This window comes from Pseudomonas sp. GW823-FHT02C02, from assembly GCF_058797635.1.
Map to the genome: position 1 here is coordinate 212,898 of NZ_JBXAJV010000009.1, position 15,282 is coordinate 228,179.

General features: G+C 58.4%; 12 protein-coding genes and 1 pseudogene. 10 read left to right on the plus strand and 3 right to left on the minus strand.

Annotated features, from left to right (window positions below):
- Positions 1 to 191: 191 nt before the first annotated feature.
- Both AC1ROI_RS18235 and AC1ROI_RS18240 read left to right on the plus strand, forming a co-directional pair.
- Entirely contained in the window at positions 192 to 2,078 is a 1,887-nt protein-coding gene (locus AC1ROI_RS18235) for a hypothetical protein (protein WP_219734222.1), read from the plus strand.
- A 110-nt stretch (positions 2,079 to 2,188) separates the two neighbouring features.
- Entirely contained in the window at positions 2,189 to 4,048 is a 1,860-nt protein-coding gene (locus tag AC1ROI_RS18240) for a hypothetical protein (protein ID WP_256580179.1), read from the plus strand.
- A gap of 156 nt (positions 4,049 to 4,204) precedes the next feature.
- Here the strand turns inward: AC1ROI_RS18240 and uraH are convergent, their stop codons facing one another.
- Positions 4,205 to 4,558 carry a hydroxyisourate hydrolase gene (gene uraH, locus AC1ROI_RS18245; RefSeq protein WP_010456673.1) on the minus strand — a complete coding sequence of 118 codons (354 nt, stop codon included), beginning with the start codon at positions 4,556 to 4,558 and terminating at the stop codon, positions 4,205 to 4,207.
- A gap of 418 nt (positions 4,559 to 4,976) precedes the next feature.
- Between uraH and puuE the strand changes: the two genes are divergently transcribed.
- From puuE to AC1ROI_RS18285, 8 genes and pseudogenes are all read left to right on the plus strand, one after another.
- Positions 4,977 to 5,903, plus strand: coding sequence for an allantoinase PuuE (puuE, locus tag AC1ROI_RS18250; protein WP_008031461.1), 927 nt, complete (start codon positions 4,977 to 4,979; stop codon positions 5,901 to 5,903).
- Positions 5,900 to 6,415 (plus strand): 2-oxo-4-hydroxy-4-carboxy-5-ureidoimidazoline decarboxylase, encoded by a 516-nt coding sequence (gene uraD / locus AC1ROI_RS18255; RefSeq protein WP_010456677.1) that lies wholly within the window; start codon positions 5,900 to 5,902, stop codon positions 6,413 to 6,415. The genes puuE and uraD overlap by 4 nt, the downstream gene beginning before the upstream one ends.
- A 90-nt stretch (positions 6,416 to 6,505) precedes the next feature.
- Positions 6,506 to 7,501: an allantoicase gene (gene alc / locus AC1ROI_RS18260; RefSeq protein WP_059404692.1), complete on the plus strand. Its 996-nt coding sequence runs from the start codon at positions 6,506 to 6,508 to the stop codon at positions 7,499 to 7,501.
- Positions 7,502 to 7,617: 116 nt separating this feature from the next.
- Positions 7,618 to 8,121, plus strand: a complete 504-nt coding sequence (locus tag AC1ROI_RS18265; RefSeq protein ID WP_010456681.1) for an ureidoglycolate lyase — start codon at positions 7,618 to 7,620, stop codon at positions 8,119 to 8,121.
- A 50-nt stretch (positions 8,122 to 8,171) separates the two neighbouring features.
- Positions 8,172 to 9,452, plus strand: a pseudogene (locus tag AC1ROI_RS18270) (urate hydroxylase PuuD); the annotation flags it as partial.
- 80 nt (positions 9,453 to 9,532) lie between these two features.
- The gene (locus AC1ROI_RS18275) at positions 9,533 to 10,891 is read left to right on the plus strand and encodes a nucleobase:cation symporter-2 family protein (protein WP_010456685.1); all 1,359 of its coding nucleotides are present in this window, start codon (positions 9,533 to 9,535) and stop codon (positions 10,889 to 10,891) included.
- Between the two features lie 161 nt (positions 10,892 to 11,052).
- Positions 11,053 to 11,838 carry an outer membrane protein OmpK gene (locus tag AC1ROI_RS18280; RefSeq protein WP_102595877.1) on the plus strand — a complete coding sequence of 262 codons (786 nt, stop codon included), beginning with the start codon at positions 11,053 to 11,055 and terminating at the stop codon, positions 11,836 to 11,838.
- A 376-nt stretch (positions 11,839 to 12,214) separates the two neighbouring features.
- Positions 12,215 to 13,000: an outer membrane protein OmpK gene (locus AC1ROI_RS18285; protein WP_102595878.1), complete on the plus strand. Its 786-nt coding sequence runs from the start codon at positions 12,215 to 12,217 to the stop codon at positions 12,998 to 13,000.
- 113 nt (positions 13,001 to 13,113) lie between these two features.
- Here AC1ROI_RS18285 and AC1ROI_RS18290 read toward each other — a convergent pair whose 3' ends face one another.
- Both AC1ROI_RS18290 and AC1ROI_RS18295 read right to left on the minus strand, forming a co-directional pair.
- Entirely contained in the window at positions 13,114 to 14,286 is a 1,173-nt protein-coding gene (locus AC1ROI_RS18290; RefSeq protein WP_010456692.1) for a patatin-like phospholipase family protein, read from the minus strand.
- A gap of 28 nt (positions 14,287 to 14,314) precedes the next feature.
- Positions 14,315 to 15,247 carry a lipid A biosynthesis lauroyl acyltransferase gene (locus AC1ROI_RS18295; RefSeq protein WP_010456694.1) on the minus strand — a complete coding sequence of 311 codons (933 nt, stop codon included), beginning with the start codon at positions 15,245 to 15,247 and terminating at the stop codon, positions 14,315 to 14,317.
- Positions 15,248 to 15,282 lie beyond the last annotated feature (35 nt).

The following is a 15,282-nucleotide window of genomic DNA, read 5'->3' on the forward strand; positions in this document are numbered from 1 at the left end:
TTGTAGCAAATACCGCCACACCCTATACATATCTATCGCCTCTCGACGGCTGATCCAATCAAAACTAACCACCGTGTTTTCCAGGGCCGTGCTTCTTCACGAGCCCTGCTTTTCACCCAACTAATTTTTCGTCTGTATCAGCGGCCAGTCCTGATTCAGACCTTCACCTGATTATTATCGGATCTACGGCCATGGCTAAACCACCCAAGAAAATTCCAAACCCTAATACGCCTGGCACTTCATCATCCTCCACCAGACTCTCTTCTGAGGATGACGTGCCCAGGGTTGGCCCGTCCGGCCGCAATGACACGCCCGTGCAGGGAGAACTCACTCCCCTTGTCCCTGCCTCAAATACGTTGCCAGGCGACACTTCCCAGCACCAGCCCGTGGTTGTCACCCACATGCCTGCTCGCACTCCTCACCCCTTTTTGCAACCGGAGAATAGGGTGTCCTGGCCTCTTGAGCAGGTTGATCAACTGATACGCATCGGTGACACCGGGCTCTTCATGAGCAAAGAGCAAAGGTTATATGCCCACATTGAATACGCAGGCATTGGCAGAGTGGAACCGAACGCCAACGGAGACTACCAAGTCTATTTCCCTTTCGCCCCTGACCATGCCGGACCGGTGCTGAAGAAGCTTGAAGGCAAGCCGCTGTGGTCCATTTTTCCGTCAACTCCAGGCGAACAAAAAGTGGGTTCGCGCGTGACCGCTTCGACCTTCGCGGTACCCGTCCATCTGATCAACAATCCACTGGTGATCAGAAAACTACCCGCCGCTGACGGGCTTGGAATTCGTTGGCACAACCTGCGAAGTTATGTCGAGTTGCTCGACGAAGGCATTGTTCAAGTCGTCAGAAACGCGAATGGCGATTATCAGGCGACCTTCGGCCAGGAATGGACACCTTCCGGCCCCGTACTCGAGAGGGTTGGACTGACACGATTCTGGCGACGTAAAGCTCCGACGCAAACCACTGATCAACTGACGGCTCGTCAACCGTCCTCCACCGTCGAAGAAGCCGGTCCGAGCAAGCGCCAGCGCCTTGAGGAACATGAACAGCAGCCAGGCCCCCGTGGACCCGAGCAACAGGTTATTCCTCTCTACCCCGCCCACCCGACCAATGAAAACCCCTACCTGTGGGCATCCTGGGGAAAGGTCAACAAGCCGCATTCAACGGAATCCATACAGATCGGTGAACTGCATTATGAAACGGTACCCAAGGTCAAAAACGTACCAAAAGTCTTGAATTACCTCCAGCATCCCCAATTCCAGCCTTCTCGTTTCGACTTGTTTGAACAGATGTTGCACGCGAAACCCTGGTTGCAGCCCGTACCGGTAGTCCTGAACAGCGATGGCAAGTGGATTGTGAATAGCACCCGCCGATTGTTTGAAAAACCGATGACAGAGTCTGTTTCAACTACCTTCCCGGACTTTTCACCGGTCACCTCGCGCGCTGTCGCAAAGCGACTATTCGAATATTCGGGGGGATCCGAGGTAATCGCCCGCGACGGCTTGTACACCACCATATTGACGCTGGATCACTGGAAGGAACGGGCGGGCATCTTTGATGCAAAGTTCGAAAATCCGATTGATTTATTGCCTGTCGCTTCACGCATGGATGATGAGGGGACAATCATTTCCATGGTGCCTCCGGAATTTGGCGAACCCTTGCGCAGGCTGGACTTCCTCCCCAGGCATTTCCAGATGGAATGGGACAGCTTTGTCGCGGATCGCTCTGACTACAACCTCAAACGGTTAGTCAGCACCGCATTGATCCGCAACGGGTATGACGTGTTTCCTTTATTGAATGAACATCGCAATCCCAAGTTGATATTCAAACGCGAGGGTCATGACAAGGTTTACTTCCTGAAACTCGGTATCGTCGAGAAAAATGCGATTGGACTAAAACCGTCTCTTGCGCCCGAACTTGCCTACCAGGCGTTAGCTTCACAGGTGGGGAATGAAGCCCGGCAAGCTCTCATTACCGCCGACCAACAAAACAACATTGTCTGGTTATTAGGCGGCGCTCAAACAACGCCGTCTGGATGGCAGTCTGTTTTTATTATCAGAGAGCGCTGATACCGCCTTTCTTCAGTGATAGCCGCACATCATTAAACGCCCCTTATCGGGCCTCAGATACTTATTGTTTAAACATTACCCACTTATATAAAAATCCAGGAATACGACCGATGGCCAAACCACCAAAAAGAGTTTCAACTTCCAATACACCTGATACCTCGACAACACTTCCAAGGTCTTCGTCAGAAGACAGCCGGGTACGAGGCGGCCATCAGGCCGCAACGGTTGGCACATCGCGGGGAGACGCCAATCCCGTTTCAGACGCCAATGTGCCAGGTTCATCGCAAAGTACCTTGCCTCGTCAGCCTGTCGTCATTAGCGACATGTCGGCTAACCCTACAAGCGATGCCGAGATGGCTACCCGCATGATTTCCTGGCCTCGGAACAAGGTCGACGAACTGTTCAGCATCGCCGACACCGGGCTTTTCATGAGCCGCCAGCAGCAGCTTTACGCCGATATTGGAGAGGAAGGCATTTTTCTGATCAGGGCAAACGCGAGAGGCGACTACCAGGTGCCTCTTCCGTTTGCCCCGGGCCAACCCGGGCCGATCCTCACGAAGGTGCCTGGCCAGGCGCAGTGGAAAATCACTCGCGAGGGCATGGTCCTTCCCATCGCAAGCGTTCCCGTGAGGCAGGAAACGCTGGAGATCATTCCTCGGCATCTGGCCGACAAACTGACGTCACCCGATGCCAACGGTCTTCGTTACGACAAGCTGAAGAGAACCTATGTCGACGTGACGGAAGAAGGCACGGTCATGGTCCGCAAAAATACGGACGGCCACTATCAGGCCTCCTCGACGAGCGAATTGATCCCTTCGGGCCCGTTACTCGAAAACATTGAAGGGATGACACTTTGGCAACGCAAGGCAACCAACACACCGGCCTCAGACGCTGAAGATTCAGGACCCACCCCAGGCAAGCGCCCTCGTCTGGACGAACAGGTCGAGGCGGTCAACCCCGTGGCCGATAACAACCCTCCTGCTGCCACCCTGAATGACAACCCGTATTTATGGGCCTCCTGGGGGAAAATAACCAAGCCTGATTCGGTGGAATCCATCATGATCGGCCAACTCCATTATCCGATCGTGCCAAAGGGGCCAATGGCCGATCAGCTCCCCCTCGTGTTCATTCAACACCCGGAATTTGCGCCCTCACGCTTCGAGGCCTTCGAGCGCATGTTGCAAGAGGCACCTTCGTTGCAACCCGTTGCCACCAGCCACCACGCCGCAACAAATACCCGGAAAGTCGACGGCGCTGCTCGGCTCTTTGAGAAAACACTGACGCAACAGGTCGCGGATGTTTACAAGGGTTTCACCGAGCCGACATCCCGCGCCGTCGCCAAGCGACTATTTGAGCTATCCAACGAGTCGGCGGAGTTCAACGGCAGCGGTTTGGCCCGAATGAAGCAAACCTTTCGCTACTGGGAGGGCAAATCGAACCTGGGCGTACCACGGCTCGGCGACCCATTGGACATGTTGCCTGTTGCGTCCAGTAATGATGGCGCCAGACGCATCGTCGAATTACACGCTCCGGATTCCGTGACGCCCTTGCAGCAGTTGAACTTCAACCCCGAGAGCACTCATGCCTGGCAGTTCTACGCCGAGTTGCCCAACGCGCCGGGACGACTTTCGTTGTTGCTCGCGTCGATACTGGGCCACAGCGGTTACAAGGTCTTCCTTCCCGCAAACGTAGAGAATGTTCAGCTCACGCCTCCAACGCTGGTATTTAAAAGGCCTAATCACGACAAGGTGTACTTTTTGAAAGTGGGACGTGTGGAGACCGATGCGATTGAAATTCTGCCGCCGTCCATGGCAGAGCTTGACGACCCTCATCTGAAGACGCGAATCGGCGACGAAGCGCACCAGTCACTGGTTGCCGCCGATGCGAAGGGTGATGTGGTATGGCTGATGGGCGGCGTCCAGCACCTGCTCGCTGGAAGCCCTTCGGTGTTCATCATCAAGGAACGCTGATAGCGAAACGTGCGCACCTCGCCGTCCATCAGCGGGGTGCAACCCAAGGTATCCGTGCCAAACACAAGACAAAAAAAAGCCCGCAGTGTGAGCGGGCGAAAGACCAAAGAAGCTATATGCGCAGTCGCTTCCAGGTTGAGGCAGCTGCTTGGGGGATCAGCTGCCGCGGTACGTGGAATAGCTGTAAGGCGAAATCAGCAATGGCACGTGATAGTGATCCTGTTCCGCAGAGATGCCGAATCGCAGCACCACCACGTCCAGGAACGCCGGTTCCGGCAACTGAACACCACGGGCGCGGTAGTAATCGCCCGCATGAAACTGAACCTGATAGACCCCGGAACGGTAGTCATCGCCTTGCAGCAGCGGTGCGTCGACACGGCCGTCGCTGTTGGTGATCGCGCTGGCGACCAATTCCAGCTGCGAGCCTTCAACGCGGTACAGCTCGACCTTGATCGAGCTGCCCGGGCAACCGTGTGCAGCGTCCAAAACGTGTGTAGTCAAACGTCCCATTGATTCTGCGCGCCTGCCTGCATGGAGCAGTCAGACCTCGCGCCTCCCGAAGTCAGTTGAAAGGAGACCGCACCGGTTCGGAGCACGAAACGCTGCGGCGAGCGACTGATTAAGACACTTTTCAAAAAAATTGTACACAATAAAAACGACATTTTTCCAACCAGTGCCGCCATCCAGGATTTCATAACAAATCTGACGCCAAACCATGCGCTAAAAGGTCCTTCCATCCATTAGCTGACCATTCGGGCAGGTTTCTTGCAATAACATGCAAAGATGACAGCTCATCAAAAATGCAAAAAATCAGGCTTACAAAGTGAACATAAAGTTGTATACAATCAGCCCATCGCTGTGACGCCAGCCTGTCATCTCACCGCCAGGCCGCCACACAACCTGTCAACGAACAAGAAGGAAGACTGCAGTGAGCGCTGACTACCCACGCGACCTGATCGGTTACGGCAGTAACCCTCCTCACCCACACTGGCCCGGCAATGCCCGCATCGCCCTGTCGTTCGTGCTCAATTACGAGGAAGGTGGCGAGCGCAATATCCTGCACGGCGATAAAGAATCCGAAGCCTTCCTCTCGGAAATGGTCTCGGCGCAGCCGCTGCAAGGCGCGCGCAACATGAGCATGGAATCCCTTTACGAGTATGGCAGCCGCGCCGGCGTCTGGCGGATTCTGAAACTGTTCAAGGAATTCGACATTCCGCTGACCATCTTCGCCGTGGCCATGGCCGCCCAGCGTCACCCGGACGTGATTCGCGCGATGGTCGATGCCGGCCACGAGATCTGCAGCCACGGCTACCGCTGGATCGACTATCAGTACATGGATGAGGCGCAGGAACGCGAGCACATGCTCGAAGCGATCCGCGTCCTCACCGAAATCACTGGCGAACGCCCGCTGGGCTGGTACACCGGCCGCACCGGCCCGAACACCCGTCGCCTGGTGATGGAAGAAGGCGGTTTCCTCTACGACTGCGACACCTACGACGACGACCTGCCCTACTGGGAACCGAACAACCCGACCGGCAAGCCGCACCTGGTGATTCCGTACACCCTGGACACCAACGACATGCGTTTCACCCAGGTCCAGGGTTTCAACAAGGGCGACGATTTCTTTGAATACCTCAAAGACGCGTTCGACGTGCTGTATGCCGAAGGCGCCGAAGCACCGAAGATGTTGTCGATCGGCCTGCACTGCCGCCTGATCGGCCGCCCGGCGCGCCTGGCCTCGCTCAAGCGCTTTATCGAGTACGCTAAAAGTCATGAACAGGTGTGGTTCAGCCGTCGCGTCGACATCGCTCGCCACTGGCACGAAACCCACCCGTACCAAGGGGCTGCCCAATGAGCACCTTCCAGACCGTCAAACCTTCGAGCCTGAGCCGCGACGCGTTTGTCGCCGCGTTCGCCGATATCTACGAACATTCGCCATGGGTGGCCGAGAAGGCCTTTGACCTGGGGCAGGACGCCTCGATCGATGAGATCGAAACCCTGCACCAGCGCATGAGCGACATCCTGTTGAGCGCCGATCATCAAAGCCAACTGGCCCTGATCAACGCTCACCCGGACCTGGCCGGCAAAGCCGCTGTCCAGGGCCAGCTTACCGCGGCCAGTACTGAAGAACAGTCGGGCGCGGGGATTCACCAATGCACGGCCGAAGAGTTTCAACGCTTCACCGAGCTGAATGACGCCTACAAGGCCAAGTTCAAGTTTCCCTTCATCATGGCGGTAAAAGGCAGCAACCGGCATCAGATCCTCGCGGCGTTCGAAACGCGCATCCACAATTCGGCGGATACCGAATTCAAATGCGCGCTGGCGGAGATTAACAAGATCGCCCTGTTCCGTTTACTGACTCTCTAGCAAGCTTGGCCCGAGAAACCTCTAGAACGCTTGCGTTTCCCAGGGCCCTGCAAGCATCCCAAGCCAACTTATTAAAGGCAGACAAGAAGAATGAAAGCTTACGCCGTACCTTTCGAGAAGTTCGTCAACCTGGCCGACGCCCGCCTGGGCACCAAAATCATCTCGGTCACCGATGACTGGTTCGCAGACGCCAACCGTCTGTTCCAACCGACCCCGGCCGTATGGAAGGAGGGCGTGTTCGATGACAACGGCAAGTGGATGGATGGCTGGGAGTCGCGCCGCAAGCGCTTTGAAGGCTACGACAGCGCCGTCATCCGCCTGGGCGTTCCGGGATCGATTAAAGGCGTGGACATCGACACTTCATTCTTCACCGGCAACTTCCCGCCGTCGGCCTCCCTGGAAGCCTGCTTCCTGGCCTCGGGCGAGCCGGACGACAACACCCAGTGGACTGAAGTGCTGTCCGCCGTCGAGCTGCAAGGCAACAGCCACCATTACCACGAAATCAGCAATGACCAGGCCTTCAGCCACCTGCGTTTCAACATCTACCCGGATGGTGGCGTGGCCCGTCTGCGTGTCTACGGTATTCCGTTCCGCGACTGGTCCGCTGTCGGCGACAACGAACAGGTTGACCTGGCAGCAGCCCTCAACGGTGGCCGCGCCCTCGCCTGCTCCGACGAACACTTCGGCCGCATGAGCAACATCCTCAACCCGGGCCGTGGCATCAACATGGGCGACGGCTGGGAAACCGCACGTCGTCGCACGCCGGGTAACGACTGGGTCATCGTCGCGCTGGGTCATGCCGGCGAGATCGAAAAAGTCATCGTCGACACCCTGCACTTCAAGGGCAACTACCCGGACACGTGCTCGATCCAGGGCGCGTTCGTGAAGGGCGGCACCGACAGCCAGATCGAAACCCAATCGCTGTTCTGGCGTGAACTGCTGCCGGCGCAGAAACTGGAAATGCACGCCGAACACACCTTCGCCGAACAGATCAAGGCCCTGGGCCCGATCACCCACATCCGCCTGAACGTGTTCCCGGATGGGGGCGTGAGCCGCCTGCGGGTATTGGGCAAGGTCGCTAAATAAGCGGCGCGCCCTTCGCGGGCAAGCCTCGCGCCTACAGGCATCACCGACCGTAGGAGCGAGGCTTGCCCGCGAAGACGCCAGAACAAACAACATTGAATTCGGAAAAGAAGACCAGCATGCGCACATTGACGATTGAACCGCTGACCAAAGAAGCCTTCGCCCCTTTCGGTGACGTGATCGAAACCGACGGCAGCGATCACTTCATGATCAACAACGGTTCGACCATGCGCTTTCACAAACTGGCGACGGTGCAAACCGCCACGCCAGAGGACAACGCGATCATCAGCATTTTCCGCGCCGACGCGCAGGACATGCCGCTGACCGTCAGCATGCTGGAGCGTCACCCGCTGGGCAGCCAGGCGTTCATTCCGCTGCTCGGCAACCCCTTTCTGATCGTGGTCGCGCCACTTGGCGATGAACCTGTATCAGGCTTGGTCCGCGCCTTCGTCACCAACGGCAGGCAGGGCATTAATTACCATCGCGGCGTTTGGCACCATCCGGTGCTGACGATCGAAAAGCGGGATGACTTCCTGGTGGTTGATCGCAGTGGCACAGGCAATAACTGCGATGAGCATTTTTTCAAAGAGGATGAGCGTTTGATCCTTGCCCCCCACCAATAAGAGAAGGTCTGATCACTCGACAACAGAGTGACAGGCGAGAGGTAAAGACTGTGGAAGCACATCTGTTGGAATGGCTGAACCTGAGCGTGCGCTGGGTTCACATGATTACTGGCGTGGCCTGGATCGGTGCGTCGTTCTATTTCGTCTGGCTGGAAAACAACCTCAATCGGGTCAACCCGAAAAGTGGTCTGGCGGGCGATCTGTGGGCGATCCACGGCGGCGGTATCTACCACCTGGAAAAATACAAACTGGCCCCGCCGACCATGCCGGACAACCTGCACTGGTTCAAATGGGAAGCCTACTTCACCTGGTTGTCGGGGATCGCGCTGCTGTGCGTGGTGTTCTACTCCAACCCGACGCTGTACCTGCTGGCACCGGGCAGCAGCCTGACCGGCCCTGAAGGGGTCGCACTGGGCATCGCCTCGTTGTTCGTCGGCTGGTTCATCTACTCCTTCCTCTGCGACTCGGCCCTGGGCAAACGCCCTGCCCTGCTAGGCTTCATCCTGTTCGTGCTGATCATTGGCGCCGCTTACGGCTTCAGCAAAGTGTTCAGCGGTCGTGGTGCGTACCTGCACGTCGGCGCGATCATCGGCACCATCATGGTCGGCAACGTGTTCCGCATCATCATGCCGGCGCAACGAGCATTGGTGGCGGCGATTGCCGAAAACCGCACGCCGGACCCGGCACTGCCGGCCAAAGGCTTGCTGCGTTCGCGTCACAACAACTACTTCACCTTGCCGGTGCTGTTCATCATGATCAGCAACCACTTCCCGAGCACCTACGGCAGCCAATACAACTGGCTGATCCTGGCCGGGATCGCGGTGCTGGCGGTGTTGGTGCGTCACTACTTCAACACCCGTCATGACAGCCACAAGTTTGCCTGGACCCTGCCTGTCGCGGCTGTTGGCATGATCTGCCTGGCTTACGTCACCGGCCCGGCGCAAATGCCGAGCGCACCTGAAGTGGCCAAGGCGCCTGGCACCATCGAGTACCAGCCGCTGCCGGAAACCGCCATCGGTGGTGGTGCCAAACCTGCCGCTGCGAAGCCTGCAGAAGCACCGGTCCAGGCGTCCAACGCCGGCCCGAGTTTCGACAAGGTGCACAGCGTGATCCAGGAACGTTGCTCGGTGTGCCATTCGGCCAAACCGACCAGCCCATTGTTCAGCGCGGCTCCGGCCGGTGTGATGTTCGACACCCCCGAGCAGATCCGCCAGAACGCCGCGCGCATCCAGGCTCAGGCCGTTACCAGCCAGATCATGCCACTGGGCAACATCACCCAGATGACCCAGCAGGAACGTGACCTGATCGGGGCGTGGATTGTTCAGGGCGCTCCGACTTGCCCGCGAATGGCCGCGCCGCGGTCAATCCTGATGCACAAAATCACAAGAATAAAAAAGATCCGAGGTGTTGCATGTCCGAGCTATCCGAAGCACGCATCCCCGACGCACCCGCAATTCAGCGTTTGCCCCTTTTGCAACTGATCCTGGTCGGCCTGCAACACGTTCTGTTGATGTACGGCGGCGCCATCGCGGTGCCGCTGATCATCGGTCAGGCCGCCGGCCTGAGTCGTGAAGAAATCGCCTTCCTGATCAACGCCGACCTGCTGGTGGCCGGGATCGCGACCATCGTGCAATCGCTGGGCATCGGCCCGATGGGCATCCGTATGCCGGTGATGATGGGCGCCAGTTTCGCCGCCGTCGGCAGCATGGTCGCCATGGCCGGCATGCCCGGGATCGGCCTGCAAGGAATCTTCGGTGCAACCATCGCCGCCGGTTTCTTCGGCATGATCATCGCGCCGTTCATGTCCAAAGTCGTGCGCTTCTTCCCGCCGCTGGTGACCGGCACGGTCATCACCTCGATCGGTTTGTCGCTGTTCCCCGTGGCCGTCAATTGGGCGGGCGGCGGTGCCGGCGCCACTCAATTCGGCTCACCGATTTACCTGGCCATTGCCGCGCTGGTGCTGGCCACCATTCTGCTGGTCCACCGCTTCATGCGCGGGTTCTGGGTCAACATTTCCGTGTTGATCGGCATGTGCCTGGGCTACGTAATCTGCGGGCTGATCGGCATGGTCGACCTCAGCGGCATGGCGGATGCGCCCTGGGTGCAGATTGTCACCCCGCTGCACTTCGGCATGCCCACGTTTGAACTCGCACCCATCCTGTCCATGTGCCTGGTGGTGGTGATCATCTTCGTCGAGTCCACCGGGATGTTCCTCGCGCTGGGCAAAATCACCGGCCAGGAAGTCTGCCCACGGATGCTGCGCCGCGGCTTGCTGTGTGATGCCGGCGCCTCGTTCTTCGCCGGTTTCTTCAACACCTTCACCCACTCTTCGTTCGCGCAAAACATCGGCCTGGTGCAGATGACCGGCGTGCGTTGCCGCTCGGTGACCATCGTTGCCGGCGGTTTGCTGGTGGTGCTGAGCCTGTTGCCGAAAGCGGCGTTTCTGGTGGCCTCGATTCCACCGGCGGTACTGGGCGGCGCAGCGATTGCGATGTTCGGCATGGTGGCCGCCACCGGGATCAAGATTCTTCAGGAAGCCGACATCGGTGACCGTCGCAACCAGTTGCTGGTGGCGGTGAGCATCGGCATGGGACTGATTCCCGTGGTGCGTCCGGAGTTCTTCGCGCACTTGCCGTTGTGGATGAGTCCGATCACCCACAGCGGCATTGCGATGGCGACGTTGAGTGCGCTGTCGCTGAACCTGCTGTTCAACATTCTTGGCGGCAAAGAACGCGCCGCGATCAACGACTGTCACGCCCACTCGCATTAAGTCAGCAACGCACGAACCCTTTAGGAGCCGGTTTGCTGGCGAAGGCGGCGTGTCAGACGACATCAAAATTGGATGTTCTGACCTCATCGCCAGCAAGCCAACTCCTACAGGGTCGGGGACTGCCTGCGCCTTGCAAAAATAAAAACAAGAGGGAGCAACAGATGATTCGGACACAGAAAAAACTGCTGTTGGGCGGTGGCCTTCTGGCCGCAAGCCAGGCCATGGCTGGCGATTTACTGCTGTGGCAGACCAACAGTCTGAGCTATTTGTACGGCAAGGATTTTGCGGTCAACCCGTCGATCCAGCAGACGATAACCTTTGAGCATGCCGACCGCTGGAAGTACGGCGACAACTTTCTGTTCGTCGACAGCACTTACTACAACGGCGAGAAAGACCGGAACAAAGGCGTTCACGCCTATTACGGCGAGTTCAGCCCGCGCCTCTCCTTCGGCAAAATCCTCGACCGCCGTTTCGAGTTCGGCCCGATCAAGGACGTGTTGCTGGCCATGACCTACGAGAATGGCGAAGACGACACCGAGGCCTACCTGATCGGCCCCGGTTTCGACCTCGCGGTTCCCGGCTTCAACTTTTTCACCTTGAACTTCTACTATCGCCAGACAGAAGGCTCGCGCCCTGGCGACGATGTCTGGCAGATCACGCCGGCCTGGTCTTACACCCTGCCATTGGGCAACTCGAACCTGTTGATCGACGGCTACATCGACTGGGTGGTGGATAACGACCAGAACTCACAGGGCACCTACCACGCCAACTTGCACGTCAACCCGCAGATCAAGTACGACCTTGGCAAGGCCCTGGGCTGGCGGGAGAAACAGGTGTACGTCGGCGTCGAGTACAGCTATTGGAAAGACAAGTACGGCATCGAAAACAACGGCAACTTCGACACCAATGAAAACACCACCAGCCTGCTGCTGAAGGTGCACTTTTAAGATGGCCCGCAACCGTGCTCCAAACCTGTCGTCGGTGCGCTGTTGCGGGGCACTTGAGACCTGGCCAAGGAGTCAGTATTCTCCGCGGCCGCCTGAATCCGCTTTAAAAAAAAGCCCGGATTTAATTCCTGACCAGAAAGCCAACTTATCCCGGCTCTGCACGGTTCCAAGGCACTCCAAAACCCCTCTCAATCGACTGCTCTTGAGCAGCCGAGCGGGAGTTTTTTGGCTTTTCGAACGCCTTGGCTCAGCTCTTGCTATCAGCACTGAAGCTGACCGACTGGATGATTTTTTACCGCTACAGAAAAAGGCGCCACACCAGAGCGTCGACCTTAGAAAAATAACGTGGAACCACCTACTTTTTGGGAGCAACCGAATGAAACGTACGTGCACCAGCCTGATGCTCGCGGGATCGTTACTGGCCGGGGGCCAGGCCATGGCCGGCGACTTGCTGCAATGGCAGGACAACAGCCTGACTTATCTGTATGGCAAGGACTTCCAGGTCAACCCGCGCATTCAGCAGACGGTGACCTTCGAACACGCCGACGGCTGGAAATATGGCGACAACTTCTTCTTCATCGACAAGATCTTCTACAACGGCAAGGAAGACGCCTTCGCCGGTGAGAACACCTACTACGGCGAATTCAGCCCGCGTCTGTCGTTCAACAAGATCTTCGACCAGAAGCTCACGTTTGGCCCGGTCAAAGACGTGCTGCTGGCCATGACTTACGAGTTCGGGGAAAACGATACCGAGTCCTACCTGATCGGTCCCGGTTTCGACCTGGCGATCCCTGGGTTCGACTACTTCCAGCTGAACTTCTACAACCGCCATACCGAAGGCGACCGTCCGGGTGACAACATCTGGCAGGTCACCCCGGTCTGGTCCTACACCATTCCGGTCGGCGACTCGAACATCCTGATCGATGGTTTCATGGACTGGGTGGTCGACAATGACGTCAACAAAAAAGGCGAATATCACGCCAACCTGCACTTCAATCCGCAGGTCAAATACGACCTGGGCAAGGCACTGAACCTGGGCGAAAAGCAGTTGTACGTCGGCGTCGAGTATGACTACTGGAAAAACAAGTACGGCATCGAAGACAGCCAGGGTTTCAAGACTGATCAGAGCGTGACCAGTTTCCTGGCCAAGGTTCACTTCTGATCCGGCGGCGTCTCTAAGGACGCCATCGCTAGCAGGCTAGCTCCCACAGTTGATCTTCGCGCTGAAGATCCCCTGTGGGAGCTAGCCTGCTAGCGATAGCAACACCGCCGATCTCAGGCCGTAACCACAGGCTCCGCCAACCCGAGAAACCGGCACAACTCCCCGCGCTTGGCCAACGCATCCCGTCGCCCCAGATCAATCAGCTCGCTGCAATACCCCGCCTCGAACAGCAGATAACTCAACACCCCCGCCCCGCTCGTCTTGGTCGCCCCCGGCCCGCGCAGAAACAGGCGCAACGCCGCCGGCAATTCCTGCCGATGCCGCGCGGCAATTTCATCGATCGGCTGACTCGGCGAAATCACCAACACGTCCACTGGCGCCACGCCCAACGCGCGCATCGGCGTGCCATCGGGCAGCAAGTGACTGAACTGATTCAGACGCTGCAGCAACTCGATGTCACTTTCCAGACTGTCAATGAACGTGCTGTTGAGCATGTGCCCGCCGATCTGCGCGAGGGTCGGCTGCTGACCGGTGTAGGCGCGTTGCAGCGGTTGCTCCGGGTCGACCCCGCGCGGGTTGCCGCTGACGCCCACCACCAGCACGCGGCTGGCGCCCAGATGCAGGGCCGGGCTGATCGGTGCCGATTGGCGCACCGCGCCATCGCCGAAATACTCTTCGCCGATTTTTACCGGTGCGAACAACAAGGGAATCGCTGAACTGGCCAGCAAGTGATCGACGGTCAATTGCGTGGGCACGCCGATCCGCCGATGGCGCAACCAAGCATCGATGGTGCCGCCGCCCTGATAGAACGTGACGGCCTGCCCGGACTCGTAACCGAACGCCGTGACCGCCACCGCCTGCAACTGCTTCTGGGCGATGGCCTCGGCGATGCCGTTCATGTGCAATTTGTCGTTGAGCAACCCGCGCAGCGGCGAACTGTTGAGCAAGGCCACCGGAACCTGAGCGCCGATGCCGAGCAAACTGTGGCTGACGAAGCGGCTGGCCTGATGGATCACGCCCGGCCAGTCGCTGCGCAGCACCAAGTGACTGCGAAAACCCTGCCAGAACGCAGTCAGGCGCTCGATCGCGCCACGAAAGTCCATCGCCCCGCTGGCCAGGCTCACTGCGTTGATCGCCCCGGCCGAGGTGCCGACAATCACCGGAAACGGATTCGCCGCGCCCACTGGCAGCAACTCCGCAATCGCCGCCAGCACGCCCACCTGATACGCCGCCCGAGCCCCGCCGCCGGAAAGAATCAACCCTGTAACCGGTTCAGCAGGACTCATCGCAACACTCCATGGTGCAAAAAAGGGATCAGCCGCGTTTCTTGTACAGCTTCGGCTCGCCCGGTGGACGGCTCTTGAAGCGCCGATGGGCCCAGAGGTATTGCTCGGGGCACTCACGCAGAGCGCCTTCGACCCATTGATTGATGCGCAGGCAATCGGCCTCTTCGGTCTCGCCAGGGAAACCTTCGAGCGGTGGGTGGATCATCAACCGATAGCCGCTGCCGTCCGCCAGACGCTCCTGGGTGAACGGAACCACCAGCGCCTTGCCCAGCCGGGCGAATTTGCTGGTGGCCGTGACCGTCGCGGCCTGAATCCCGAACAGCGGCACAAAGATGCTCTGCTTGGCGCCGTAGTCCTGATCCGGTGCGTACCAGATCGCCCGACCGGCCCGCAGCAATTTGAGCATGCCGCGCACGTCGTCGCGCTCCACGGCCAGCGAATCGAGATTGTGCCGCTCGCGGCCCCGGCGCTGGATGTAGTCGAACAAAGGATTCTTGTGTTCGCGGTACATGCCGTCGATGGTGTGCTGCTGCCCCAACAGCGCCGCGCCGATTTCCAGCGTGGTGAAATGCACCGCCATCAGGATCACGCCCTTGCCTTCGCGCTGGGCCTTTTTCAGATGCTCCAGGCCTTCGACATGGGCCAGCTTCGCCAGACGCTGACGCGACCACCACCAGCTCATGGCCATTTCAAAGAAAGCGATGCCGGTGGAGGCGAAGTTTTCCTTGAGCAGGCGCTTGCGCTCGTCGGCGGACTTTTCAGGGAAACACAGTTCCAGATTGCGTTTGGCAATGCGCCGTCGGTCGCCGGCCAGCCGATACATCAAGGCGCCCAACAAGCGACCGATGAACAGCAGCGCCGGATATGGCAACTGAACAATCAGCCACAACAGCCCCAAGCCACACCACAGTGGCCAGAAACGCGGCATAAGAAATGTTTTTCGAAAACGCGGGCGATCCATTAAAGGTTCCGGAAAGACAATGGCCGCGCATTCTA